The organism is Stutzerimonas sp. KH-1, assembly GCF_054483855.1.
The window spans coordinates 1,174,362-1,198,144 of record NZ_CM137011.1 but is presented as its reverse complement, the minus strand read 5'-3'; the positions used below and the strand labels follow the sequence as shown (position 1 = coordinate 1,198,144).

Sequence of the window (23,783 nt, the reverse complement as noted above, 5' to 3'; positions counted from 1 at the left end):
GCAGGTTATGACGCAACGATGACAGCAGCGTGACGATCAGCGCAGTTGCTGCTGCCGCTTGCGCGGCAACAGGGCAAGGAAGTTGTCTCGAGCGACGCCCTGCGCCACCGACTCAGGGAGTGCATCGAGGAACGGCTCGAATGCCTGCATACCCGGGGCCAAGCTGTCGAAACGTCCCACCACGTCCGAACCGATCACGAAGCGATCCGGATATTGCTCGACCAGCGCCACCCATTTGGGGTCCGGATTGCCCTGCTCGTCCAGCAGGTAAGGACGCAGCATCGTCCAGGATAGGTCGATGTAAAGATTGGAATAGTCGCCGAGCAATCGGCTGACCGTATCGTACAGAAACTCCAGCTTCTCCTGATGCCGATGAAGCTCCATGCTGGTGCCAGCATGGGCCCAGATGAAGCGGGTATGCGGGTGATTGCGCAGCGGCTCCTCCAGCTCGGTGAGATAGAGCGGATTGCGCTCGCGCTTGGAGGTGATGTTCGAATGCAGCAGCACCGGCAGATCGAACTCGGCCGCCAGATGGTAGACCCTCGTCAGCGCCTCGTTGTTGGCCCGCGGTGTGTCGCCCTCGGTCAGGGCAGTTACGTCATCGTGACGCGTAAACACCTCCCCCAGCCCTTGCCAGAGTCCCGGATGCAGCTCGAGCATGCGCCGGATATGGGCGTCAGCGTTCTTGTCATTGGGGTTGAAGCCAGACAGGAAAGGATGGAAGCGCTTGCGCTGCTCCTCATCCAGCTCCTCAAGGGCTGCGGCGACCAGCACATCGGTGGCACTGTACCAGTACACCGGCGCATCATCCCCAGCGTAGTAACGCGGACGCTTGGGCTCGTTCTCGTGCCACTTCTTCGCTACCGGAATACCGCTGATCATGACGTGATCGATGCCGCCGGCGTCCATCGCCTTGAGCAGCTTTTGCATGCCGTCGGTCTCCTGGAAGAAATCCACGTAATGCAGGTGTGCGTCGCTGTAGCGGTAATCTCGCGCTTGAGCACAAGCCAGCGGCAAACAAAGAAAGAGAGCGAGCAACAGGGCGGGTCGTTTTTTTGGCAAAGCGTGGTCCTCCGGACAGGCAGCGAATAGACCGCCGCCAGGCTCGACCGTTCATCCGTGACACAGCGCCAATACTCCCCACCGTATTTGACAAACATCAAGGCCGGCCAGGGCAAAGCGCCCTAGCATGCCTGGAACAGAAACGCGGGCCACTCTGCCGCGTTTGATTGATCACCTAACTGAGCGAGGCACGTTTTCATGGCTCTGAAGACCATCAGCGCACGCGGACAATTGAATGCAGGTATGGCAATCGAGGTCGAGTGCGGCAACCACCGCCTGATCATGGATCAGCCGAAGAACGCGGCTGGTCAGGACCTCGGCCCCACTCCACTGGAAGCCATCATGGCCGCAGTGGCGGGTTGTTTCGGCACCATCGGCCGGTTCATCGCTCATCAGCAGAAGATCGAACTACGCGGCATGCGCTTCGAGATCGAAGCGGACTACGACCCCGCCGGCCTGCTCGGCCGCGACCCGGACGTCCGCCCTGGCTTCCAGGAGCTGCGCGTCAAGGTCGAGATCGACGCCGATCTGGACCGGGAGGGCAAACAGGCGCTGCTGGAGCAGATCGAAAAACGTTGTCCGGTCGCCGACAACCTCACCCATGGCACTCGCTTGGTCAGCGTATTGGTCTGAACGGAAGGAAATGAAAACGGCCCGTCGTTGACGGGCCGTTTTCATCTCGCAGCAGCGGCTCAGGCCGAAAGTTCGACCAGCAGCTTGTTCAGACGCTGCACATAGGCAGCCGGGTCCTTGAGGCTGTCTCCCGCCGCGAGTGCGGCCTGATCGAAGAGGATGTGTGAAAGATCGGCGAAGCGATCTTCGTCCGGCTCGGCGTCCAGCTTCTCGATCAACGGATGCTGCGGGTTGATCTCGAAGATCGGCTTGGACTCCGGCACCTTCTGCCCGCTCGCCTCAAGGATCTGACGCATCTGCAAGCCGAGATCCTGCTCACCGATGGCAAGAATGGCTGGCGAGTCGGTCAGGCGATGCGAGACTCGCACCTCGGCGACCTCGTCGCCCAGCGCGCCCTTGAGACGCTCGATCAGCCCTTCCTTGGCCTTGGCAATCTCTTCCTGGGCCTTCTTGTCCTCTTCCGAGTCCAGCTTGCCCAGATCCAGATCGCCTCGCGCCACGTCAACGAACTGCTTGCCATCGAATTCGGTGAGATAGCTCATCAGCCACTCATCGATGCGGTCGGTGAGCAGCAGGACTTCGATGCCCTTCTTGCGGAAGACCTCCAGGTGCGGGCTGTTCTTGACCTGTGCATGGCTCTCGCCGGTCAGGTAGTAGATCTTGTCCTGGCCTTCCTTCACCCGACCCAGATAATCGGCCAGCGATACCGACTGCTCGCCGGACGCATCGCTGGTGGAGGCGAAGCGCAGCAGGCCGGCGATCTTCTCCTTGTTGGCGAAATCTTCCGCAGGGCCTTCCTTGAGCACCTGGCCGAACTGCGACCAGAACTTCTTGTAGTCCTCCGGCTTGTCCTTCGCCAGCTTTTCCAGCATGTCCAGCACGCGCTTGGTCAGCGCCGACTTCATCGAGTCGATTACCGGATCCTTTTGCAGGATCTCGCGCGAAACGTTGAGCGACAGGTCATTGGAGTCCACCACACCCTTGATGAAACGCAGGTACAGCGGCAGGAACTCGTCGGCCTGATCCATGATGAACACGCGCTGAACGTAGAGCTTGAGGCCCTTGGGCGCTTCGCGATGGTACAGATCGAACGGCGCGCGACCCGGCACGTAGAGCAGCGAGGTGTACTCCAGCTTGCCCTCGACCTTGTTGTGGCTCCAGGACAGCGGGTTGTCGAAGTCGTGAGCGACGTGCTTGTAGAACTCCTGATATTCCTCGTCCTTCACTTCGCTGCGCGGACGGGTCCAGAGGGCACTGGCACGGTTGACCGTTTCCCATTCGGTTTCCGCCGGCTTGTCCTTCTCTTCGTCGCTCTCCAGAGAAGAAAGGGGCTCCTTCGGCAACTCGATGGGCAAGGCGATATGGTCGGAATACTTCTTGACGATATTGCGCAGGCGCCAGCCATCGGCGAACTCTTCTTCACCCTTCTTCAGGTGAAGGACGATGCGGGTGCCGCGCTCGGGCTTATCGACGGTGGCGACTTCGAACTCGCCCTCGCCCTTCGAAGACCAGTGCACACCTTCGCTCGCCGGAGTACCGGCGCGGCGGCTGTAAACGTCGACCTTGTCGGCGACGATGAATGCCGAATAGAAGCCCACACCGAACTGGCCGATCAGGTGCGAGTCCTTCTTCTGGTCGCCGGAGAGATTCTTCAGAAAATCCGCAGTGCCGGATTTGGCGATGGTGCCCAGATGCGCGATCACGTCCTCGCGGCTCATGCCAATGCCGTTGTCTTCGAGGGTGACGGTCTTGGCCTCCTTATCGAAGGAAAGCCGGATCTTCAGCTCGGCGCCACCTTCGAGCAGCTCCGGCTTGGCCAGTGCTTCGAAGCGCAGCTTGTCAGCAGCGTCGGAAGCATTGGAAATCAGTTCGCGAAGGAAGATTTCCTTGTTCGAGTACAGCGAATGGATCATCAGATGAAGCAGCTGCTTCACTTCGGTCTGGAAGCCCAGGGTTTCTTTTTGAGTCTCCACACTCATCGTCTACGAACTCCACATCATCTCAATGGCTCGGACCGCGGCTGCGGCGATGTCAGGCAGATGGGGGCACGACGATGGATTTCAAGGGCGGGCGGCGCGTGTCTTGCACCGCCCCTGGGTCATGGCTCGACCAGTTCGAGTAGTACGATCTCACCCGGTGCCAGGTTGTAGCTGGCCTCGCCGGGCCCGCGGATGACCCGCCGAATGATCAGCTTGCCTTCGCTGTCCAGCCCCAGGAAGCGACCCTCGGCAACCCCGCCACGTTCGGTATGCGCGCGGACCAGCATCTGTTGGTAGCGAGCCGGATCGCGCAACAACCGTTCCAGCGAAAACCCCGGATGACGATCCTTGGCGGTGACAGGGATGGCCTTCACGGCGGCGGGGCTTTCATCGCGGGCAGCGGCCGGCGCGATCACGTCGGCAGTCAGGGCAGGATAATCGTCGCCCCTGACCTGCCAGCCCTGCGCATCCTTGACCAGATGTAGAGTAAAGCCCTGCGCCTCGCCCTTGACCGTAGCCTGAACACTTACCTCAAGCTCATCGGCAGGCAGCGCCAACGTCGGCAGCGGTTGTATCGAGACATCGCGACTGGCGTGGCGACGCTGCAGGTAATCCTCGATGACAAAGGCCAGCGTATCCTGTGAATCGTGCCGACGATCGACCTCGCCGTTGCGGTAGCGCAGCCGATTGGTAAACAGTTCGACGTTGCCGTTGAGGCTGGTCTGATAATGCGGGGGCAGGACCAGGTGAAAATCGCCACTCAGCTTGTTCGGTGCGACGGGTTCCAGATCGAGATGCAGGGTATAGCCACGGTCGAGACGGCGACTTTCGGGCAATTCCCGGTCGCGGCTGAGCCAGGCTATCTCGACTTCGGGTAATGGTCCGGCGTCGTCGGGCAGCACATCGACGCGCAGGGCGCCGTCAACCGGCTCGCGCAGCCGTACGATGACTTCCTGCCGGGCGAAAAAGCCCCGCCCTTCGCGCAGTGTCAGCACACCATTGATGAATTCGCCCTGTTGCGGCGCAAATGCCCGACCATTGAGTTGTCCTTTGATGTTCATGCTCAGCTCGGGCTGAACCTGCGTCGGCAGCCAGCGCAGGCTGAAGATCGCTGCCAGGCGGTCAGCATCGCGACTGGCCAGCAACGACAACCCGACCACCAACGGGATCACCCCGAGACAGGAAAGCACCACGGCCCTACGTGCAGCACGCCAATGACTGAACACGAACGCCAGCGTCAGTGGCGGCAGCAAGCTGCCAATCCCCCACAACAGGCTCGTCGCGAATGCCTGGCTGATCAGCCAGACGAAACCGGCGAACACCAGCAATAGGCCGCCGAGAATCAACAGTGCTTCCATTCGAGTTCCTTCACGCAATCGCACAAGGTGACGCCGCGCACCGCAACGCCGCCACCCTGACGAATGCGTCAGGGCTCGTCGATCTTGAAATGGCAGCGGGCGGTGGCGATGGGCTCGGCCTGACGGGTCTGCCAGGCGGTGATCGCGACATTGGCGACCCTGCGGCCTTGGCGCCAGACCTGGCAGGCGGCGAAGGTGTCACGATAGTGACCGGCACGCAGATAATCTATCGAGAAGTCGATGATTTTGGGCAAATGTGGCGCCCCCATGAACATCAGCAGGTGCAGCATCGCTGCATGCTCCATGAAGCCTGCGATGACACCGCCATGAATGGCCGGTAGCGGGTTGCCGATGTTGCTCTCGTTCTGCGGCAGTCGGAAAACCATCTCGTCGCCCAGACGCAGGCACTCGATGCCGATCAGGCGAGCATAGGGCACCAACTGGATCAGCGAGTTGTAGTCATTGGTCGCGTGCGCTTTCTGAACCAGCTCGCTGAGGTTGAAATCGCTCATGCCTTTCCCTCCGAGCCAAACACACCCTGGGCGCCCTTGCCCATACGCATGAAGGTTCCCACCGCGTGGGCAATGGGCTCATTGATATCGCGCTGGTAGGCGATGCCCCGGGTGAAGATTACCGTCGGCGTAACGCGGTAGCATTCGGCGAAACCGAAGATGTCGTGCCCCGGCTCAGCCGGATGCATGTAGTCGATGCGCAAATCGAGCGTCGGGCAGACCTCGAGTTCCGGCAGTGCGCAGGCTGTGGAAATCCCGCAGGTGGTGTCCATCAGCGTAGTGATCGCGCCGCCATGAACGACTCCGGTCTCCGGGTTGCCGATGATCTTTTCGCTGTAAGGCAGGCGCAAGGTGAGTCCGCGGCTGTCGGCATGCTCGACACGCAGGCCCAGAACCTGGCAGTGCCGCAGGACTGACAGAAAGCGCTGGGTGCGCTCGAGTATCTGGCTATCGCTCATTCGAATTCTCGACGGTTGGATCAGCCGCGAATGATACCGCCTCACCCGTCCCGTGCCCTATTCCCTGGGCGCTTCGGCTGGCGAAGTTGGCGTGAACACCATGACTTCGAGCACGTCGGAGTGGAATTCCCGGCGATAGAGAATGAGCACCACGCCGGCCGTGACGAGCATGAAGAACCAGGGATGAACGAACCAGGCAAGCGTCGCCATGCCGAAGTAGTAGGCACGCAAGCCGAAGTTGAACTGGTTGGCGGCCATGGAAATGACCTGTGCCGCCCGATCGGCGAAAGCTCTTCGCTCCTGATCACTGACGTTGCGCTCCCCCACCATCGGCGCGGAGGCAACCAGCACGGCGGCGAAGTTGTACTGGCGCATGCACCAGCTGAACGTGAAGAACGCGTAGACGAAGACCACTGCAAGACACAGCAGCTTGATCTCGGACAGCCCGCGGCTGACCGGTTGCGCAAACGGCAGATCGGCGAGCAGCGAGACCGCGCGATCCGACGCACCCAATGCAGTCAGAATGCCAGCGAGAATGATCAGCGTACTGGACGCAAAGAAGGAGGCGTTGCGCTCGAGATTGCCGATGACATTGGCATCGGCAATGCGGTTGTCACGCATCAGCAGCCGCTGCATCCAGTCCTCCCGGTACAGATGCAGCACGCTTGCCAGACAGGCTGTGTCCCGCGCCCGCCAGCTGGCATAACGGGTATAACCGACCCAGCACAGGATGAACCACAGCACAGCGATCAGATGAGGCAGGTTTGGATCGGACAAGCTCATGGCACACCCTCGGAAACGTTGCGTGATTATAGCCAGCAGCGCTCCCGACGATAGCGCTGCAGCGCCGCCTGATCGCCAGCGGCGTTGCAGCGCAACGCTTACTTCATGCCCGACTGCACACGCTCGGCACGACCCAGCAGCCGGTCGGTAACAACTGCCAGCACCAGCATCAGCAAGACCGGAACCAACCAGCCCATGCTCTGATCGGCCAACGGCAACTGGCTGAACAGAGGCGGGACCCAGCCGCCCAGCCCGGCCGCGGCGAGGCCATCGACCACACCGAAGACCAGCGTTACTGCCATCACCGGCACGAAGACCCGCGGTGCCGACAGCCAGAAGCGATCAAGCAGACTCAACGCCACCAGCACGATGGCGAGCGGATAAAGTCCAACCAGCACCGGGACCGACACACTAATCAACTGAGTCAGGCCTTGGTTGGCCACCAACAGGCTGAAGAGTGCGAAGACGATCACCACGGCGCGATAGGACACCGGCAGCAAGGCACTGAAGAACTCGCCACAGGCCGTGGTCAGGCCTACCGCAGTTGTCAGACAGGCCAGAGTGATGACGACCGCAAGCAGCAGACTGCCTGGAGTGCCGAAGGTGTGTTGCACGTAGGTGGTGAGAATCTGTACGCCGTTTTCGGCGCCGGCGGCGATCCCCTGGCTCGTCGCGCCAAGGTAGAACAGAGCCAGATACACCAGCGAAAGGCCGATGGCTGCAATCACGCCGGCGATCATCGAATAACGGGTCACGAGGGCCGGCTCGGTCACGCCACGGTCTCGGATGGCGGTGGCGATCACGATGCCGAACACCAGCGCACCGAGCGTATCCATGGTCAGATAACCCTCGAGGAACCCTTTGATCAGCGGTGACGCCCGATACCCCTCGGTCGCGGCGCCCACCTCACCCGCTGGAGCGAAGATCGCAGCACCGCCTAGTACCAGCAATGCCGACAGCAATACGGGGGTGATGAATTTGCCGATGCGATTGACCAGCTGCCCCGGGTTCAGCACCAGGAACAGCATCGCCGCGAAGAAGACCAGCGTATAGAGAAACAGCGGCATGCCCGAGTTACCGCTGAACGGCGCGATACCCATCTCGAACGAAACGACAGCCGTACGCGGTGTGGCGAACAGCGGTCCGATTGCCAAATAGACCGCCACTGCGAGAACGGTGCCTGCGACATTGCCGAGCGGAGCGGTCAGGCGGTCCATGCCACCGCCGACGCGGGCCAGCGCGACAACCGTCAATAGCGGCAGGCCGACCCCGGTCAGCAGGAAGCCAAGCGCCGCCTGCCAGATGAATGCACCTGCAGCCATGCCGGCGCTGGGGGGGAAGATGATATTGCCGGCGCCCAGGAACAGCGCAAACGTCATAAAGCCAAGTGCCAGCAGGTCAAAACCTTTCAAACGATTCATGCGGGAAAAACTACCAGAAGATGACGGCAACCAATGAACGCGGCGCAGCTCACGAGCGCGACGGAACGACGATTCATATCGGCCTGAATGATGGAGTGCGGGTTTCCTTCAGGGATAAGGGGAAACATCATCCAGCCGTTTGGGCCGGATTCTTCTTGCACGCTGTCGCTCTTGTGAAACGAACAAACGTATGAATGAGCGGCAATGATGCCACGATGCGCCGATGAATGCTGACCGGAACGTCAGCATCGGCCGCGAAAAATTGTCGCTCGGCCTGCGCGAAGGAAAGCCAATCGCGCGAACAGATGGAACTCGTTGCGCCGCGGCGGCACAACGAGGTACGTCTCGAATCCAAGCGCCCGGCGATTGCCCGGGCGCTTGGAGTCCGGTCAGGCTTTCATCGCCCAACCGGTCACTTCTGCCAGTGCTTTGCCAATGTCGGCCAGAGAGCGTACGGTCTTCACGCCTGCGTCCTGCAGGGCAGCGAACTTCTCTTCCGCAGTACCCTTGCCGCCAGAGATGATCGCCCCCGCATGTCCCATGCGCTTACCAGCCGGAGCGGTGACACCGGCAATGTAGGACACCACCGGCTTGGTCACGTTGGCCTTGATGAAGGCGGCAGCCTCCTCTTCGGCCGAACCGCCGATCTCGCCGATCATGACGATGGCCTCGGTCTGCGGATCGTCTTGGAACAGCTTGAGGATATCGATGAAGGTCGACCCCGGGATCGGGTCACCGCCGATGCCGACGCAGGTCGACTGGCCGAAACCGGCATCGGTGGTCTGCTTCACGGCTTCGTAGGTCAGCGTGCCGGAACGCGAGACGATACCGACCTTGCCGGGCATATGGATGTGCCCCGGCTGGATGCCGATCTTGCACTCACCGGGCGTGATCACGCCCGGGCAGTTCGGCCCGATCAGCCGCACGCCAAGCTCGTCGCACTTGATCTTCACTTCGAGCATGTCCAGCGTCGGAATGCCTTCGGTGATGCAGACGATCAGCTTGATGCCACCAAAGGCCGCTTCGAGGATGGAGTCCTTGCAGAACGGTGCCGGTACGTAGATGACCGACGCATCGGCGCCCGTCGCCTCGACCGCTTCGCGCACGGTGTTGAACACCGGCAGCCCGAGGTGCATCGTGCCACCCTTGCCAGGCGTTACACCACCGACCATCTTGGTGCCGTAGGCAATCGCCTGCTCGGAATGGAACGTGCCCTGCGAGCCGGTGAAGCCCTGGCAGATGACCTTGGTGTCCTTGTTGATCAGTACGCTCATTACTTGCCCTCCGCGGCTTTGACAACCTGAATGGCCGCATCGGTCAGGCTGCTCGCGCCGATGATGTTCAGACCGCTCTCGCTCAGCATCTTGGCGCCCAAGTCGGCGTTGTTGCCTTCCAGACGAACCACAACAGGCACCTTGACGCCCACTTCACGCACGGCACCGATGATGCCCTCGGCGATCATGTCGCAACGCACGATGCCGCCAAAGATGTTCACCAGAACGGCAGCGACATTGCTGTCGGAGAGAATGATCTTGAACGCTTCGGTCACCCGTTCCTCGGTGGCGCCACCGCCCACGTCGAGGAAGTTCGCCGGTGCACCGCCATGCAGGTTGACGATGTCCATGGTGCCCATCGCCAGGCCGGCACCGTTGACCATGCAACCGATGTTGCCATCGAGCGCCACGTAGTTCAGTTCCCACTTGGCGGCATGCGCCTCGCGCGGATCGTCCTGCGATGGGTCTGCCATGTCGCGCAGCTTCGGCTGGCGATAGATGGCGTTGCTGTCGATGTTGATCTTGGCGTCCAGGCAGTGCAGGTTGCCGTCTTTCTTGATCACCAGCGGATTCACTTCGAGCAGTGCCAGGTCGTAGTCCTGGAACAGCTGGGCAAGACCGACGAAGATGTGCACGAACTGCTTGACCTGGTCACCCTTGAGGCCCAGCTGGAACGCCAGTTCGCGCGCCTGGAACGGCTGCGCGCCGACCAGCGGGTCGATGGTTGCCTTGAGGATTTTTTCGGGCGTGTCGTGAGCGACTTTCTCGATGTCCACGCCGCCTTCGGTGGAGGCCATGAAGACGATCCGGCGACTGGCACGATCGACCACGGCACCCAGATAGAGCTCCTTGTCGATATCGGTGCACGCCTCGACCAGGATCTTGCTGACCGGCTGACCATTGGCATCGGTCTGGTAGGTCACCAGACGCTTGTCGAGCCACTGCTGGGCGAACGCCCGGGCCTCATCCTTGCTGCGAACCAGCTTTACGCCACCCGCCTTGCCACGTCCACCGGCATGCACTTGGGCCTTGACCACCCATTGTGTGCCGCCGATCTTGTCGCAGGCTTCCGCTGCTTCCTTCGGGCTATCTACCGCATAGCCTTTGGACACGGGCAGACCGTATTCAGCGAACAGTTGTTTACCTTGGTACTCGTGAAGATTCATGCTTTCTACCGTCTGTTTTGGTATTGGCGCATTTACGGCACGACGAACCGCCGTGCCTCCCTCACAAGTCGCTGAAAACTATCTGCGAATTCACGATACCTCTCAGCGACCTGCAATCCTTTCGAACCTGCAGTTTGCAAAAGGCCCGGCGTATCGCTGGATACGTCGGGCCCCGGGTACAGCACTAAACCGATTAGCGCTTCTTGCGATTGGCGATGTGGATGGCGTGGCCATTCACTGCCAGGGCCGCTTCATGCAGCGCTTCGGACATGGTCGGATGCGAGAACACCATCATGCCCAGGTCTTCGGCACTGGTGCCGAACTCCATGCCGATGGCGCCCTGCTGAACCAGCTCGGCGGCGCTTGGGCCCATCACATGCACGCCCAACACGCGGTCGGTCTTGGCATCGGCGATGACCTTGACCAGGCCGGCGGTGTCGTTGGCAGCCATGGCACGGCCACTGGCGGCGAACGGGAAGGTACCGACGTTGACTTCAACGCCTTCGGCCTTCAGTGCCTGCTCGGACTTACCGACCCATGCGATTTCCGGGTGAGTGTAGATGACCGACGGAATCAGGTCATAGTTCATCTGGGTCTTGTGGCCAGCGATACGCTCGGCAACCATCACGCCCTCTTCCGAGGCCTTGTGGGCCAGCATGGCGCCGCGAACCACGTCACCGATGGCGTATACGCCCGGAACGCTGGTAGCGCACTGGTCGTCGACGAAGATGAAGCCACGCTCATCCATGTCGACGCCGGCATCGGCAGCCAGAAGATCGGTGGTGACCGGACGACGGCCGACCGCAACGATCAGCTTGTCGAAGGTCATCTGCTGCTCGCCTTCGGCACTGGTGAAGTTGACAGTCACCTGATCGCCCTTCACTTCCGAGCCAGTCAGGCGCGCGCCCAGCAGAATCTTCAGACCCTGCTTGGACAGGACCTTGAACGCTTCCTTGGAGATCTGCTCGTCAGCGGCCGGCAGGAACTTGTCCATGGCCTCGATGACGGTGACCTCAGCGCCCAGGCGGGCCCAGACCGAACCCAGCTCCAGACCGATCACACCGGCGCCGATGACGCCCAGCTTGCCCGGCACGCTCTGGAAATCCAGTGCGCCGGTGGAGTCGACGATGACCTTCTGATCAACCGGCGCCGGCGGGATGTTCACCGGGGTGGAACCCGAAGCCAGGATGACGTTCTCGGCAGCGAGAGTCTGTACGTTGCCGTCCAGGCCGGTAACTTCGACCTGCTTGCCGGCCAGCAGCTTGCCATGACCTTCGAAAACGGTCACGCCGTTGGCTTTCAGCAGGGCCGATACACCACCGGTGAGGTTCTTAACGATCTGGTCCTTGCGCGCGACCATGGTCGGAACGTCCATGGCCACTTCGCCAGTGCTGATGCCGTGCACCTTGAAGCTCTCGTGGGCTTCATGGAACTTGTAGGAGCTGTCCAGCAGAGCCTTGGAAGGAATGCAGCCTACGTTCAGGCAGGTACCGCCCAGAGCGGTCTTGCCATCCTTGCCCTGGTACTTTTCGATACACGCGGTCTTCAGACCCAGCTGGGCTGCACGAATGGCGGCCACATAGCCGCCAGGGCCGGCACCGATGACGACGACGTCGAATTTCTGGCTCATTACGAATCCTCTTAAAAGCAGCTAAAAGCCAAAGGCTGCAGGCAGCAGGGACGGCTTTCGCCAGACCCGCCAACTGCAGCCTGGGGCGTTTCTATCAGATATCCAGCAGCAGACGGGCCGGGTCTTCCAGCAGGTCCTTCATGGTAACCAGGAAGGTCACTGCTTCCTTGCCGTCGATCAAGCGGTGGTCATAGGACAGCGCCAGGTACATCATCGGCAGGATGACCACTTGACCATTAACGGCCATCGGACGTTCCTGGATCTTGTGCATGCCAAGGATAGCGGTCTGCGGCGGGTTGACGATCGGGGTCGACAGCAGCGAACCGAACACACCACCGTTGGAGATGGTGAAGGTGCCGCCGGTCATCTCTTCGATGGTCAGTTTGCCGGCCTTGGCCTTCTTGCCGAAGTTGTTGATGCCGCCCTCGATCTCGGCCAGGCTCATGTGCTCGGCGTTGCGCAGCACCGGAACCACCAGACCGCGGTCGCTGGAGACGGCGACGCCGATGTCCTGATAACCGTGGTAGACAATGTCGTTACCGTCGATGGAGGCATTGACGCCCGGCTGGCGCTTGAGTGCTTCGACTGCGGCCTTGACGAAGAAGGACATGAAGCCCAGACGCACGCCGTTGTGGGTCTTCTCGAAGAGGTCCTTGTACTTGGCGCGCAGCTCCATGATCGGCTTCATGTTGACTTCGTTGAACGTCGTCAGCATGGCCATGGACGACTGGGCTTCGACCAGGCGCTCGGCGACCTTGGCCCGCAGGCGGGTCATCGGCACGCGCTTCTCGACACGATCACCCTCGGCGAAGATCGGCGCGGCAGCAGCCGGAGCAGCAGGCTTGGCAGCAGCAGCCGGGGCGGACTTCTTGACCTCGACGGCGGCGACGACGTCTTCCTTGGTCACACGACCGTCCTTGCCAGTGCCGCGGATGCTGTTCGGGTCAATGCCATTCTCTTCGGCCAGCTTACGGGCAGCAGGGGCGAGAATCGGCTCTTCGCCACTGGCGCTGGCGGCAGGGGCCGGAGCGGCAGCCGGAGCGGGGGCGGCAGCCGGGGCAGGTGCAGCGGCCGCAGTGGCGCCCGCCTCCAGCTTGCCGAGCAGCTCGCCGCTGAGCACGGTATCGCCTTCGTTCTTGACGATCTCGGTCAGCACGCCGTCAGCTTCGGCCAGTACTTCCATGACCACCTTGTCGGTTTCGATGTCGACGATCAGCTCATCACGCTTAACCGCGTCGCCCGGCTGCTTGTGCCAGGTGGCAACGGTGCCGTCGGCGACCGATTCCGGGAATGTGGGGGCTTTGATCTCGATAGCCATTATTCAGGGGTCCTATTGATTCGGTTTCTACATCGAGGCCGCGAACGCTCGCGGCCTCTCGCACGAATGGGTTAAACGGTGAAGGCGTCCTGCAGCAGTTTTTCCTGCTGCTCGGCATGCATCGAGGCGTACCCGACCGCAGGCGCCGCAGAAGCATCACGACCCGCGTACTGAAGGAACAGTTCCTTCTTGTGCGCTGTCGCCACACGACGCATATGGTGCTGGCTGCAGTACCAGGCGCCCTGGTTCATCGGCTCTTCCTGACACCAGATGATGTGCTTGAGGTTCTGGTAGGGCGCAAGCGCTTCGGCCAGATCCTCTTCCGGGAACGGGTAGAGCTGTTCGATACGGACGATCGCGATGTCTTCGCGGCCTTCCGCCCGGCGCTTGTCCAGCAGGTCATAGTAGACCTTGCCGCTACACATGATGACGCGCTCGACCTTGGCCGGATCGATTGGATCGATCTCCGGAATCACGGTCTGGAACGAGCCCTGAGTCAGCTCCTCCAGAGTCGATATGGCCTGTTTGTGGCGCAGCAGCGACTTGGGCGTCAGTGCTACCAGCGGCTTGCGCAGCGGGCGAATCGCCTGGCGACGCAGCATGTGGTAGACCTGCGCCGGAGTCGTCGGTACGCAGACCTGGATGTTGTGCTCGGCGCACAACTGCAGGTAGCGCTCCAGACGCGCGGAGGAGTGTTCAGGCCCCTGCCCTTCATAGCCGTGCGGCAGCAGCATGGTCAAACCGCACAGGCGGCCCCACTTGTGCTCCCCGCTGGTGATGAACTGGTCGATCACGACCTGGGCACCGTTGGCGAAATCACCGAACTGCGCTTCCCAGACCACCAGCGCATTCGGCGTAGTGGTGGCGTAGCCGTATTCGAACGCGAGAACCGCTTCCTCGGAAAGGAAGGAGTCGTACAGATCGAAACGTGGCTGGCCTTCGTACAGGTGCTGCAGCGGGATATAGGTGCTGCCATCCTTCTGGTTGTGCAGCGCTGCGTGACGATGCGAGAAGGTACCGCGACCGACGTCCTGACCTGAGATACGCACCGGATGGCCTTCGAACAGCAGCGTCGCGTAAGCCATGGTCTCGGCATAGCCCCAGTTGATGGCCAGCGCGCCGGCGCCCATCTTCTGGCGATCTTCGAGGATCTTCGAAACCTGGCGCTGCACCACGAAGCCTTCAGGCGTTTGCAGCAGCTTGTTGGACAGATCCTGCAGGGTCTTCAGGTCGAAGCTGGTGTCGTGACGCGCAGTCCAGGCATGCCCCAGATACGGGCGCCAGTCGACGAACAGTTCCTTGTTCGGCTCCTTGACCAGGCTCTTGACCACATGCAGACCGTTGTCCAGCGCAGTCCGATATTCGTCGACTTTTGCCTGGACGCGCTCATCATCGAGCACCTTGGTCTGGATCAGCGAATCGGCGTACAGCTCACGGGTGGTGCGCTGCTTGGCGATCTTCTGGTACATCAGCGGCTGGGTACCGCTTGGTTCGTCCGCTTCGTTGTGGCCACGACGACGGTAGCAGATCAGATCGATGACGATGTCACGCTTGAACTGCATGCGATAGTCGACGGCAAGCTGGGTGACGAACAGCACTGCCTCGGGATCGTCTGCGTTCACGTGGAAGATCGGCGCCTGGATCATCTTCGCCACGTCGGTCGCGTACTCGGTGGAACGAGCATCTTCCTGCTTGTTGGTGGTGAAGCCGACCTGGTTGTTGACCACGATGCGGATGGTGCCACCGGTGCGGTAGGCACGGGTCTGCGACATCTGGAAGGTTTCCATCACCACACCCTGACCGGCGACGGCGGCGTCACCGTGGATGGTGACCGGCAGAACCTTGTCGCCAACCGGGTCGTTGCGGCGGTCCTGACGAGCGCGTACCGAACCCTCGACCACCGGAGAGACGATCTCCAGGTGCGACGGGTTGAACGCCATGGCGAGGTGGATCTCACCACCTGGGGTCATCACGTTGGACGAGAAGCCCTGGTGATACTTGACGTCACCGGAGCTCAGGCCTTCGACCTTCTTGCCTTCGAACTCGTCGAACAGGTCGCGCGGATTCTTGCCGAAGGTGTTGACCAGTACGTTCAGACGGCCACGGTGGGCCATGCCGATGACGATTTCCTTGGTGCCGTAGGAGCCGGAGCGCTGAATGATCTCATCGAGCAGCGGGATCAGACTCTCGCCACCTTCCAGACCGAAGCGCTTGGTGCCCGGATATTTGGTACCCAGATACTTTTCCAGACCTTCGGCAGCGGTGAGGCGCTCGAGCAGGTGGCTCTTGATCTCCGGCGAAAACTCCGGACGGCCACGCACGCTTTCCAAGCGCTGGACGAACCAGCTGCGCTGCTCGGAATCGACGATGTGCATGTATTCCGCGCCAATGGTGCGGCAATAGGTTTCTTGCAGAGCCTTGACGATTTCGCGCAGAGTGGCCTGGCCGTTGACCATGGCCAGGTCGCCGGTGCGGAATACGGTATCGAGATCGGCGTCGGTCAGACCGTAGTTGTTGATCGCCAGGTCAGCGGGGGCGGTGCGCTGCTGCAGGCCAAGCGGATCGAGCTGTGCTGCCTGATGGCCGCGCACTCGGTAGGCCTGGATCAGGCGCAGGACTTCGATCTGCTTCTTCTCATGCTCGCTGCTGACAGCACCTGCGGAGACAGGCTGAGCACGGCGCTGGTTCTTTGCCAGCAGAACGAAGTGGTCGCGGATCGTCGAATGCGATACATCGGCTGAAGCGCTGCCACCGGAGGGCAACTTCTGGAAGTAAGTGCGCCACTCTTCGGGCACAGCGTTGGGATCGTGCAGGTAGAGCTCATAAAGCTCTTCCACATAGGCAGCGTTACCACCGGATAGGTGGGCACTGTCCCACATGCGCTGCATTACGCTTTCTTGCATGTCTGGTCACCTTCGATAAGGAGACACCACCAGCGTGGAAACCGCAGCATGACTTCCCAAGTTCTGAAGCAGCGACTCAGGTAAAGCCACTACGGACCGCGCAGATAGTTCCCGGGCACAACCCGGATGCTCCTGCTGGTCATCAAATTTTCAGAGTGAAATCCCGGCTTTGTGAGCTGGGATTCCTACTAAAACTACGGCGCCGAGCTTCGACTTCGGCGCCGCAGGTGTCACGGGTAAAGCAATCCGGCCGTTCCAGGCTAGCGCATAACCTTTCCCGACCGGGGTGTCATCAAGTACCGCTCTGCAGCAGCATGTTGCGTATGTGACCGATTGCCTTGGTAGGGTTCAATCCCTTCGGACAAACGTCGACGCAGTTCATGATACCGCGGCAGCGGAACACACTGAACGGATCGTCCAGACCGGCCAGACGGTTCTCGGTTTCGGTATCGCGGCTGTCGGCCAGGAAACGGTAGGCCTGCAGCGACGCAGCGGGACCGAGGAACTTGTCAGGGTTCCACCAGAACGACGGGCAGCTGGTCGAGCAGCAAGCGCACAGAATGCACTCGTACAGACCGTCCAGCTTCTCGCGATCTTCCGGACTTTGCAGTCGTTCGATAGCCGGCGGCGGCGTATCGTTCATCAGATACGGGCGCACTTTCTCGTACTGCTTGTAGAAGATGCTCATATCGACGACCAAGTCACGAATGACCGGCAGACCTGGCAGCGGACGGATGACCAGCTTGTTGCCCTTGACCACGGAGGACAGCGGGGTGATGCAAGCCAGACCGTTCTTGCCATTGATATTCATCCCGTCGGAACCGCACACGCCTTCGCGGCAGGAGCGACGATAGGAGAAACCCTGGTCCTGCTCCTTGATCAGAGCCAAGACGTCCAGAACCATCAGGTCTTTACCTTCGGTATTGACCTGGAAGTCCTGCATGAACGGCTTTTCGTCCTGATCGGGGTTGTAGCGATAAACACTCACTTGCAACATATCGGCGACCTCAATAAGTCCGAACCTTGGGCTCGAATGCCGGAACGGTCTTCGGAGCGAAGTTCACGGCACGCTTGGCAACGCGCTTGTCACCCGGGAAGTACAGGGTGTGGCACAGCCAATTCTCGTCATCACGCTCTTCGAAATCTTCGCGAGCATGGGCGCCACGGGATTCCTTGCGGTGCTCCGCGGCAATTGCAGTAGCCTCGGCGACTTCCAGAAGGTTCTGCAACTCAAGCGCCTCGATGCGCGCGGTGTTGAACGCCTGGCTCTTGTCCGAGATCTTGACGTTGGCGATACGCTGACGCAGATCTACCAGCTGAGCGATACCCTTCTGCATGTATTCGCCAGTACGGAATACACCGAAGTAGTTCTGCATGCAGCTCTGCAGCTCCTTACGCAGCGGAGCAACGTCTTCGCCAGTGCTGCGCTCGTTGATACCAGCCAGACGCCCAAGCGCAACATCCAGATCGGTTTCGCTGGCACCGCGGTGCTCGATACCTTCCTTCAGCGCCTTCTCCAGGTGCAGACCGGCAGCGCGGCCGAACACGACGAGGTCGAGCAGCGAGTTGCCGCCCAGACGGTTGGCGCCATGCACGGATACGCAGGCCACTTCGCCGACAGCGAACAGACCGTCGATGATCTTGTCGTTGCCGTTGGCGTCCTGAGTAATCGCCTGACCATGGATGTTGGTGGCGATACCACCCATCATGTAGTGGCAGGTCGGAACAACCGGCACCGGTGCGACGACCGGATCGACGTGAGCGAAGGTCTTCGACAGCTCGCAGATACCAGGCAAACGGCTGTGCAGCACTTCTTCGCCCAGGTGATCCAGCTTCAACATCACGTGGTCGCCATCCGGACCACAACCGTTGCCCGCCAGGATTTCCTTGACCATCGAACGTGCAACGACGTCACGACCAGCCAGGTCCTTCGCGTTCGGCGCGTAACGCTCCATGAAGCGCTCGCCATGCTTGTTGATCAGGTAGCCACCTTCACCGCGGCAACCCTCGGTTACCAGTACACCGGCACCAGCGATACCGGTCGGGTGGAACTGCCACATCTCGATGTCCTGCACCGGCACACCAGCGCGCAGCGCCATGCCGACACCGTCACCGGTGTTGATCAGGGCGTTGGTGGTCGATGCGTAGATGCGACCAGCGCCGCCAGTAGCGAGCACGGTAGCCTTGGAGCGGATGTAGACGGTTTCGCCGGTCTCGATGCAGATGGCGATGACACCAACGACTGCGCCGTCCTGGTTCTTCACCAGGTCGACCGCGTACCACTCGTTGAGGAATACGGTGTCGTTCTTCAGATTGCCCTGATAAAGAGTGTGCAGCAGTGCGTGACCGGTACGGTCTGCAGCGGCACAGGTACGAGCGGCCTGACCACCCTTACCGAAGTCCTTGGACTGCCCACCGAACGGACGCTGATAGATGCGACCCTGCTCGGTACGAGAGAACGGCAGCCCCATGTGCTCGAGCTCGAACACCGCTTCAGGGCCTACGGAACACATGTACTCGATAGCGTCCTGGTCACCGATGTAGTCGGAACCCTTGACAGTATCGTACATGTGCCAGCGCCAATCATCGTTCGGGTCGGCCGAAGCGATGGCGCAGGTGATGCCACCCTGCGCGGAAACGGTGTGCGAGCGAGTCGGGAAGACCTTGGTGACCACAGCAGTCTTGTGACCGGACTGGGACAGTTGCAGCGCCGCGCGCATACCGGCGCCACCGCCACCAACGATGATGGCGTCAAAGGAAAGCGTACGAATATTAGCCATGAATCAGATACCCCAAAGAATCTGCACGCCCCAGACGAAGAAGGTGAACATGGCAATGCCACACACCGCCTGGAACAGGAAACGAACGCCGGTAGCCCACTTACCGATCGCCATGTTGGTCAGGTAGTCAGTAGAGATCGTCCACATACCTACCCACGCGTGCACACTCAGGGCGACCAGAGCCAGCAGGCTGAAGATTCGCATCCAGTTGGCCGAGAAAAGCTCGTGCCACTGGGAATACTCCAGCCCTGGGTTCGCAATCAGGTACCCAAGCAGGAACAGAAAATAAGCCGCAAGAACCACTGCAGAAACGCGCTGCGCCATCCAGTCATACAGACCCGAGCGCGAAAAGTTGGTGACGTTGGTTACCATATCCACACTCCCGCCAGAACGATCAGCACCGCCGATACGACGATAACGATTTTCGAGCCCAGCTTGCCGCCTTCCAGCGTCTCACCATGGCCAGAATCCATGATCAGGTGACGAACACCCGCCACCAGGTGGTACAGCAGTGCGGACAGCAACGCCCAGCTCACCAGCTTGGCCAGAGGACTACCCAGGTACGCACGAACCTCCTCGAAGCCTTCTGGCGAAGACAGCGAGGTATCGAGCGCGAGCAGCAACAAGGCGATACCGACGAACAGGATGACACCGGATACACGGTGGAGAATCGACGTGTAAGCAGTGATGGGGAGTTTTATTGTCCTAAGATCTAGGTTTACAGGTCGTTGGCTTTTCACGGCTTTTTTTCACACTTGAGAGCCCCAGAGCGCAGGGCAAAGTTGTTGGGAAGAGTACGCAGCAGTACCCGCTACCCACGAGTGACAACCTACAGAATACTGCCTGTAAGGCCCCTGCCGGTCGGTGTCCGAGTATAAACAGTTAGGTCACTAATGACAATGTGGTGAAGTGCCACTAAAGGCTGATAGCGACCTCTATATAAATGCCGTAAACAGTGCACCCAAGCTGTACGCATCCCCCTGCAGAGCCCTCTACGGCATGGGTTCGCGCAAATTGACTTTGCGGTTTATCACACTATAGTGATGCGGGCCCTGCGTGGGGGGCCATGATGATTCCAAGCACAAAACAGGAGGCCATACATGGCTGACAAGAAAGCGCAGTTGATCATCGAGGGCGCTGCCCCCGTCGAACTGCCCGTTTTAACCGGTACCGTAGGGCCTGATGTAATAGACGTGCGAAGCCTGACCTCCACGGGTCACTTCACCTTCGATCCCGGCTTCATGTCGACCGCCTCTTGCGAGTCCAAGATCACCTACATCGACGGCGACAAGGGCGTCCTGCTGCATCGCGGCTACCCGATCGAGCAGCTGGCGGAAAAATCCGACTACCTGGAAACCTGCTACCTGCTGCTGAACGGCGAACTGCCTACCGCCGAGCAGAAGGCACAGTTCGTCAGCACCGTGAAGAACCACACCATGGTTCACGAGCAGCTGAAGTCCTTCCTCAATGGTTTCCGTCGTGACGCCCACCCCATGGCCATCATGTGTGGCGTTGTCGGCGCCCTTTCGGCGTTCTACCACGACTCCCTGGACATCAACGATCCGCACCACCGCGAAATTTCCGCCGTGCGCCTGGTCGCCAAGATGCCGACCATCGCCGCGATGGTTTACAAGTACTCGATCGGTCAGCCGCTGATGTATCCGCGTAACGACCTGAGCTACTCGGAAAACTTCCTGCACATGATGTTCAACACCCCGTGCGAGATCAAACCGATCAGCCCGGTGTTGGCCAAGGCCATGGATCGCATCTTCATCCTGCATGCCGATCATGAGCAGAACGCTTCGACTTCCACCGTGCGCCTGGCTGGCTCCACCGGTGCCAACCCGTTCGCCTGTATCGCCGCCGGTATCGCCGCCCTTTGGGGACCGGCACACGGTGGCGCGAACGAAGCCGTACTCACCATGCTGGACGAAATCGGCGACGTGTCGAACGTCGAGAAGTTCCTGGCCAAGGCCAAGGACAAGAACGATCCGTTCAAGCTGATGGGCTTCGGCCATCGCGTCTACAAGAACTTCGATCCGCGCGCCAAGGTCATGAAACAGACCTGCGACGAGGTTCTGGGCGAGCTGGGCATCAACGATCCGCAACTGGATCTGGCCATGAAGCTGGAAGAGATCGCTCTCAACGATCCGTACTTCGCCGAGCGCAATCTGTACCCGAACGTGGACTTCTACTCGGGCATCATCCTCAAGGCCATCGGCATCCCGACCAGCATGTTCACCGTCATCTTCGCCCTGGCGCGTACTGTCGGCTGGATCTCCCACTGGAAGGAAATGATCGCCTCCGGCCAGAAGATCGGTCGTCCGCGTCAGCTGTACACCGGCCACACCAAGCGCGACCTGCCGCGTTAAGCGACAATCCCGCGCACGAAAAAGGCTGCCTTTGGGCAGCCTTTTTTGCTTTTCGTATGACCGTTAGCTAGTAGTGCACAGCTTCGAGCCGGAACCGCCAGAACAACGGGACCGCCAGGCAGCAAACCCAAGACTATCGCTACGCCGTCGCCTGCTCCAGCCAGCCAAGCAGACGAATCGCGTCCTCCCTGTTTTCCCCACAACAAACAGGGTCAGCCGAAAAAGCCGAGCACACGGCCGGCCGCCGCGGATCACCGAACAGCAAACAGAGAAAGTCAGCGCTTAATTGAACACAGCACTCCCCAGCGCGTTTACCGTGCGGCATTCCGGGAATAGGTGAGCTGATGGAAGGCGCGATGCAGCAGGCACCACAACCGGGGCGACAATCCATAAAACTGCCACTCAGTGAAAAAACGGGCGCGATAATAATCCGGCTGAAGGTTACGCACCAGATGCATCATTGCAGGCGAAAACGCTTGGAAATACCCTAGCGCGTCATCATTTCGAGCCCACAACCATCATGCCCGTCTGGTTGCAAACCGCCGCCCTGCTCTGCTGCTCCAACCTGTTCATGACCTTCGCCTGGTACGGCCACCTGAAAAGCCTGAACGGTAAACCCTGGCTTATCGCCGCATTGATCAGCTGGGGCATCGCATTCTTCGAATACGTGCTGATGGTGCCAGCAAACCGCATTGGCTATACCGAGCTGTCGATTGGCCAGCTGAAGATCATGCAGGAGGTAATCACCCTGATGGTGTTCGTTCCGTTCAGCGTGCTGTACATGCAGCAGCCATTGAAGCTCGATTATCTATGGGCAGGGCTTTGCCTGATCGGTGCCGTGTACTTCATATTCCGCAGCTAGCACACATGCCAGGTGACGCCAGCCCAGTCGCTTGGGCATACTGGCGCCCCTTTTCCAATCCTGCAAAGGCACCCAAATGTTCAAGGTTAACGAGTACTTCGACGGCACCGTCAAATCCATCGCGTTCGACATGGCTGAAGGCCCCGCCACGATCGGCGTCATGGCGCCAGGTGAATACGAATTCGGTACTGCGCAGCTGGAAGTCATGCATGTAGTTGCTGGCAGCCTGGACGTGAAACTTCCGGGTAGCGATGCCTGGGAAACCTTTGCCAGCGGCAGCCAGTTCACGGTACCGGCGAACAGCAAATTTCAGTTGAAGGTCAAGGTAGACACCGCGTATCTGTGCGAGTACCGCTGAGACGCAGCGAGCACTGCCGGAGACGGTGGGTTCGCGGTGGATGAGCGAAGCGTCATCCACCCTACTCCACGCGCACCCTCACCGCCCAGCTTCGCCGCGCGAAGGATCCAGCGTGACGGGCGCCTAGCCTAACGACCCGTAAGCACGGCTGACCTGCTTGGCCTGATTCAGCTTGGTCAGCTCCGCGGCCAGCCGCTCACGCTCAGCGCGCCCAGCCTGCTGAAGCTCATCATACAGAGCCGCCACTGCGTCGATTTCCGCACGCAGCCCGGCATCAACTGCATCTTCGTCGCACAATGACGCCACCAGCGCGCTGCACTCATGATCCAGCGAGCTGACCGCATCCCACTCCCCTGCGCTCAGTGCGCCGCGGAGCTTTTGCGCCAAAGCGGCAAAGGCTTGCTTCTTCAACGACATCTTTTCCCCGAAAACACGGTAGGCAAACAAGTCAGCTTCAGGTGGATCAGCCCTTGGGCGCGATCTGATCCCAAGCCAGCTTTATCTCACCCAGAAGCCTGCCCACTTCGTTCAGTTTGTCGACATCATTATGTCGGCTCGCTTCGAACAGGCGCATCGTCATATATTCGTACAGGCGATCAAGGTTGGCCGCCAGCTCGCCGCCAACATCCTGATCCAGCGCATCACGCAGCCCACCGATGATATTGATGGCCTTGCCGATCAGCACACCCTTCTCAGCGAAAGCCTCACGCTCCATCGCACCTTTGGCCTGAGCGATACGATCCAAACCGCCTTGCATCAGCATCTGAATCAGGCGATGCGGGTCGGCCTCGGTAACCTGGGCTTTTACGCCAACCTGCTGGTATTGCCGCATTGCTGCCATAGCATTCATTTGGATGAGCCCCTTGCCACATCGATCTCACATGCCTGTTTATCGGTCGTCTGGCGCAGGACTT

The 23,783-nt window shown here is 60.3% G+C and carries 24 protein-coding genes; 4 read left to right on the top strand and 20 right to left on the bottom strand.

Annotated elements, in window-relative coordinates; genetic code table 11:
- Positions 1-36 precede the first annotated feature (36 nt).
- Positions 37-930 carry an amidohydrolase family protein gene (locus tag ACX1DW_RS05840; protein WP_458992986.1) on the bottom strand — a complete coding sequence of 298 codons (894 nt, stop codon included), beginning with the start codon at positions 928-930 and terminating at the stop codon, positions 37-39.
- A gap of 330 nt (positions 931-1,260) precedes the next feature.
- Here ACX1DW_RS05840 and ACX1DW_RS05835 point away from each other — a divergent pair, with 330 nt between their 5' ends.
- A complete protein-coding gene (locus tag ACX1DW_RS05835; RefSeq protein ID WP_063543339.1) occupies positions 1,261-1,695 on the top strand; it encodes an OsmC family protein in 435 nt (144 codons plus the stop codon).
- Positions 1,696-1,754: 59 nt separating this feature from the next.
- Here the strand turns inward: ACX1DW_RS05835 and htpG are convergent, their stop codons facing one another.
- The 16 genes from htpG to sdhC form a co-directional block, all read right to left on the bottom strand.
- Positions 1,755-3,674 carry a molecular chaperone HtpG gene (gene htpG, locus ACX1DW_RS05830; RefSeq protein ID WP_208218247.1) on the bottom strand — a complete coding sequence of 640 codons (1,920 nt, stop codon included), beginning with the start codon at positions 3,672-3,674 and terminating at the stop codon, positions 1,755-1,757.
- Positions 3,675-3,793: 119 nt separating this feature from the next.
- A complete protein-coding gene (locus ACX1DW_RS05825) occupies positions 3,794-5,032 on the bottom strand; it encodes an MFS transporter (protein ID WP_102841276.1) in 1,239 nt (412 codons plus the stop codon).
- Between the two features lie 68 nt (positions 5,033-5,100).
- Positions 5,101-5,544, bottom strand: coding sequence for a PaaI family thioesterase (locus ACX1DW_RS05820; RefSeq protein WP_063543343.1), 444 nt, complete (start codon positions 5,542-5,544; stop codon positions 5,101-5,103).
- Positions 5,541-6,002 carry a PaaI family thioesterase gene (locus ACX1DW_RS05815; RefSeq protein WP_102841278.1) on the bottom strand — a complete coding sequence of 154 codons (462 nt, stop codon included), beginning with the start codon at positions 6,000-6,002 and terminating at the stop codon, positions 5,541-5,543. Before ACX1DW_RS05815 ends, ACX1DW_RS05820 begins: the two co-directional genes overlap by 4 nt.
- Positions 6,003-6,059: 57 nt before the next feature.
- A complete protein-coding gene (locus tag ACX1DW_RS05810) occupies positions 6,060-6,785 on the bottom strand; it encodes a DUF599 domain-containing protein (RefSeq protein WP_063543347.1) in 726 nt (241 codons plus the stop codon).
- A 98-nt stretch (positions 6,786-6,883) separates the two neighbouring features.
- Positions 6,884-8,206: a branched-chain amino acid transport system II carrier protein gene (brnQ, locus tag ACX1DW_RS05805; protein ID WP_102841279.1), complete on the bottom strand. Its 1,323-nt coding sequence runs from the start codon at positions 8,204-8,206 to the stop codon at positions 6,884-6,886.
- Complete coding sequence (locus tag ACX1DW_RS05800; RefSeq protein ID WP_156245983.1) at positions 8,203-8,367, bottom strand: hypothetical protein; 165 nt, start codon at positions 8,365-8,367, stop codon at positions 8,203-8,205. Before ACX1DW_RS05800 ends, brnQ begins: the two co-directional genes overlap by 4 nt.
- Positions 8,368-8,595: 228 nt before the next feature.
- The gene (gene sucD / locus ACX1DW_RS05795; RefSeq protein WP_161612432.1) at positions 8,596-9,480 is read right to left on the bottom strand and encodes a succinate--CoA ligase subunit alpha; all 885 of its coding nucleotides are present in this window, start codon (positions 9,478-9,480) and stop codon (positions 8,596-8,598) included.
- Positions 9,480-10,646: an ADP-forming succinate--CoA ligase subunit beta gene (gene sucC, locus ACX1DW_RS05790; RefSeq protein WP_003294782.1), complete on the bottom strand. Its 1,167-nt coding sequence runs from the start codon at positions 10,644-10,646 to the stop codon at positions 9,480-9,482. Before sucC ends, sucD begins: the two co-directional genes overlap by 1 nt.
- A 193-nt stretch (positions 10,647-10,839) precedes the next feature.
- Complete coding sequence (gene lpdA / locus ACX1DW_RS05785; protein ID WP_063543353.1) at positions 10,840-12,276, bottom strand: dihydrolipoyl dehydrogenase; 1,437 nt, start codon at positions 12,274-12,276, stop codon at positions 10,840-10,842.
- Between the two features lie 94 nt (positions 12,277-12,370).
- Positions 12,371-13,594, bottom strand: a complete 1,224-nt coding sequence (gene odhB / locus ACX1DW_RS05780) for a 2-oxoglutarate dehydrogenase complex dihydrolipoyllysine-residue succinyltransferase (protein WP_063543355.1) — start codon at positions 13,592-13,594, stop codon at positions 12,371-12,373.
- Positions 13,595-13,665: 71 nt separating this feature from the next.
- Positions 13,666-16,497: a 2-oxoglutarate dehydrogenase E1 component gene (locus tag ACX1DW_RS05775; RefSeq protein WP_063543357.1), complete on the bottom strand. Its 2,832-nt coding sequence runs from the start codon at positions 16,495-16,497 to the stop codon at positions 13,666-13,668.
- A gap of 292 nt (positions 16,498-16,789) precedes the next feature.
- Positions 16,790-17,494: a succinate dehydrogenase iron-sulfur subunit gene (locus ACX1DW_RS05770; protein ID WP_013982597.1), complete on the bottom strand. Its 705-nt coding sequence runs from the start codon at positions 17,492-17,494 to the stop codon at positions 16,790-16,792.
- A 10-nt stretch (positions 17,495-17,504) separates the two neighbouring features.
- Positions 17,505-19,277: a succinate dehydrogenase flavoprotein subunit gene (gene sdhA / locus ACX1DW_RS05765; protein WP_013982596.1), complete on the bottom strand. Its 1,773-nt coding sequence runs from the start codon at positions 19,275-19,277 to the stop codon at positions 17,505-17,507.
- Positions 19,278-19,280: 3 nt separating this feature from the next.
- Positions 19,281-19,649 (bottom strand): succinate dehydrogenase, hydrophobic membrane anchor protein, encoded by a 369-nt coding sequence (gene sdhD, locus ACX1DW_RS05760; protein ID WP_003302393.1) that lies wholly within the window; start codon positions 19,647-19,649, stop codon positions 19,281-19,283.
- Positions 19,643-20,017, bottom strand: coding sequence for a succinate dehydrogenase, cytochrome b556 subunit (gene sdhC, locus ACX1DW_RS05755; protein WP_037000587.1), 375 nt, complete (start codon positions 20,015-20,017; stop codon positions 19,643-19,645). Before sdhC ends, sdhD begins: the two co-directional genes overlap by 7 nt.
- A gap of 360 nt (positions 20,018-20,377) precedes the next feature.
- Between sdhC and gltA the strand changes: the two genes are divergently transcribed.
- Positions 20,378-21,649 (top strand): citrate synthase, encoded by a 1,272-nt coding sequence (gene gltA, locus ACX1DW_RS05750; protein WP_017245263.1) that lies wholly within the window; start codon positions 20,378-20,380, stop codon positions 21,647-21,649.
- 139 nt (positions 21,650-21,788) lie between these two features.
- On the opposite strand, the gene ACX1DW_RS05745 is transcribed toward gltA, so the two are convergent.
- Positions 21,789-22,040, bottom strand: coding sequence for a YkgJ family cysteine cluster protein (locus tag ACX1DW_RS05745; RefSeq protein ID WP_247655434.1), 252 nt, complete (start codon positions 22,038-22,040; stop codon positions 21,789-21,791).
- Between the two features lie 129 nt (positions 22,041-22,169).
- Here ACX1DW_RS05745 and ACX1DW_RS05740 point away from each other — a divergent pair, with 129 nt between their 5' ends.
- Positions 22,170-22,511, top strand: coding sequence for a DMT family protein (locus tag ACX1DW_RS05740; RefSeq protein WP_267932701.1), 342 nt, complete (start codon positions 22,170-22,172; stop codon positions 22,509-22,511).
- A gap of 76 nt (positions 22,512-22,587) precedes the next feature.
- Positions 22,588-22,869: a pyrimidine/purine nucleoside phosphorylase gene (gene ppnP, locus ACX1DW_RS05735; protein ID WP_102841286.1), complete on the top strand. Its 282-nt coding sequence runs from the start codon at positions 22,588-22,590 to the stop codon at positions 22,867-22,869.
- A gap of 123 nt (positions 22,870-22,992) precedes the next feature.
- Here ppnP and ACX1DW_RS05730 read toward each other — a convergent pair whose 3' ends face one another.
- Together ACX1DW_RS05730 and fliS are read right to left on the bottom strand one after the other, a co-directional pair.
- A complete protein-coding gene (locus ACX1DW_RS05730; RefSeq protein ID WP_458993385.1) occupies positions 22,993-23,286 on the bottom strand; it encodes a flagellar protein FliT in 294 nt (97 codons plus the stop codon).
- Positions 23,287-23,332: 46 nt separating this feature from the next.
- On the bottom strand, positions 23,333-23,719 hold the full coding sequence (gene fliS / locus ACX1DW_RS05725; protein WP_458992985.1) for a flagellar export chaperone FliS: 387 nt from the start codon (positions 23,717-23,719) through the stop codon (positions 23,333-23,335).
- Positions 23,720-23,783 lie beyond the last annotated feature (64 nt).

Excerpts from the sequence above, each read along its gene's own strand:
- ACX1DW_RS05840 (WP_458992986.1), bottom strand. The coding sequence starts at position 930 with ATGCAAAAGCTGCTCAAGGCGATGGACGCCGGCGGCATCGATCACGTC.
- ACX1DW_RS05835 (WP_063543339.1), top strand. The coding sequence starts at position 1,261 with ATGGCTCTGAAGACCATCAGCGCACGCGGACAATTGAATGCAGGTATG.
- htpG (WP_208218247.1), bottom strand. The coding sequence starts at position 3,674 with ATGAGTGTGGAGACTCAAAAAGAAACCCTGGGCTTCCAGACCGAAGTG.
- ACX1DW_RS05825 (WP_102841276.1), bottom strand. The coding sequence starts at position 5,032 with ATGGAAGCACTGTTGATTCTCGGCGGCCTATTGCTGGTGTTCGCCGGT.
- ACX1DW_RS05820 (WP_063543343.1), bottom strand. The coding sequence starts at position 5,544 with ATGAGCGATTTCAACCTCAGCGAGCTGGTTCAGAAAGCGCACGCGACC.
- ACX1DW_RS05815 (WP_102841278.1), bottom strand. The coding sequence starts at position 6,002 with ATGAGCGATAGCCAGATACTCGAGCGCACCCAGCGCTTTCTGTCAGTC.
- ACX1DW_RS05810 (WP_063543347.1), bottom strand. The coding sequence starts at position 6,785 with ATGAGCTTGTCCGATCCAAACCTGCCTCATCTGATCGCTGTGCTGTGG.
- brnQ (WP_102841279.1), bottom strand. The coding sequence starts at position 8,206 with ATGAATCGTTTGAAAGGTTTTGACCTGCTGGCACTTGGCTTTATGACG.
- sucD (WP_161612432.1), bottom strand. The coding sequence starts at position 9,480 with ATGAGCGTACTGATCAACAAGGACACCAAGGTCATCTGCCAGGGCTTC.
- sucC (WP_003294782.1), bottom strand. The coding sequence starts at position 10,646 with ATGAATCTTCACGAGTACCAAGGTAAACAACTGTTCGCTGAATACGGT.
- lpdA (WP_063543353.1), bottom strand. The coding sequence starts at position 12,276 with ATGAGCCAGAAATTCGACGTCGTCGTCATCGGTGCCGGCCCTGGCGGC.
- odhB (WP_063543355.1), bottom strand. The coding sequence starts at position 13,594 with ATGGCTATCGAGATCAAAGCCCCCACATTCCCGGAATCGGTCGCCGAC.
- ACX1DW_RS05775 (WP_063543357.1), bottom strand. The coding sequence starts at position 16,497 with ATGCAAGAAAGCGTAATGCAGCGCATGTGGGACAGTGCCCACCTATCC.
- ACX1DW_RS05770 (WP_013982597.1), bottom strand. The coding sequence starts at position 17,494 with ATGTTGCAAGTGAGTGTTTATCGCTACAACCCCGATCAGGACGAAAAG.
- sdhA (WP_013982596.1), bottom strand. The coding sequence starts at position 19,277 with ATGGCTAATATTCGTACGCTTTCCTTTGACGCCATCATCGTTGGTGGC.
- sdhD (WP_003302393.1), bottom strand. The coding sequence starts at position 19,649 with ATGGTAACCAACGTCACCAACTTTTCGCGCTCGGGTCTGTATGACTGG.
- gltA (WP_017245263.1), top strand. The coding sequence starts at position 20,378 with ATGGCTGACAAGAAAGCGCAGTTGATCATCGAGGGCGCTGCCCCCGTC.
- ACX1DW_RS05745 (WP_247655434.1), bottom strand. The coding sequence starts at position 22,040 with ATGGATTGTCGCCCCGGTTGTGGTGCCTGCTGCATCGCGCCTTCCATC.
- ACX1DW_RS05740 (WP_267932701.1), top strand. The coding sequence starts at position 22,170 with ATGCCCGTCTGGTTGCAAACCGCCGCCCTGCTCTGCTGCTCCAACCTG.
- ppnP (WP_102841286.1), top strand. The coding sequence starts at position 22,588 with ATGTTCAAGGTTAACGAGTACTTCGACGGCACCGTCAAATCCATCGCG.
- ACX1DW_RS05730 (WP_458993385.1), bottom strand. The coding sequence starts at position 23,286 with ATGTCGTTGAAGAAGCAAGCCTTTGCCGCTTTGGCGCAAAAGCTCCGC.
- fliS (WP_458992985.1), bottom strand. The coding sequence starts at position 23,719 with ATGAATGCTATGGCAGCAATGCGGCAATACCAGCAGGTTGGCGTAAAA.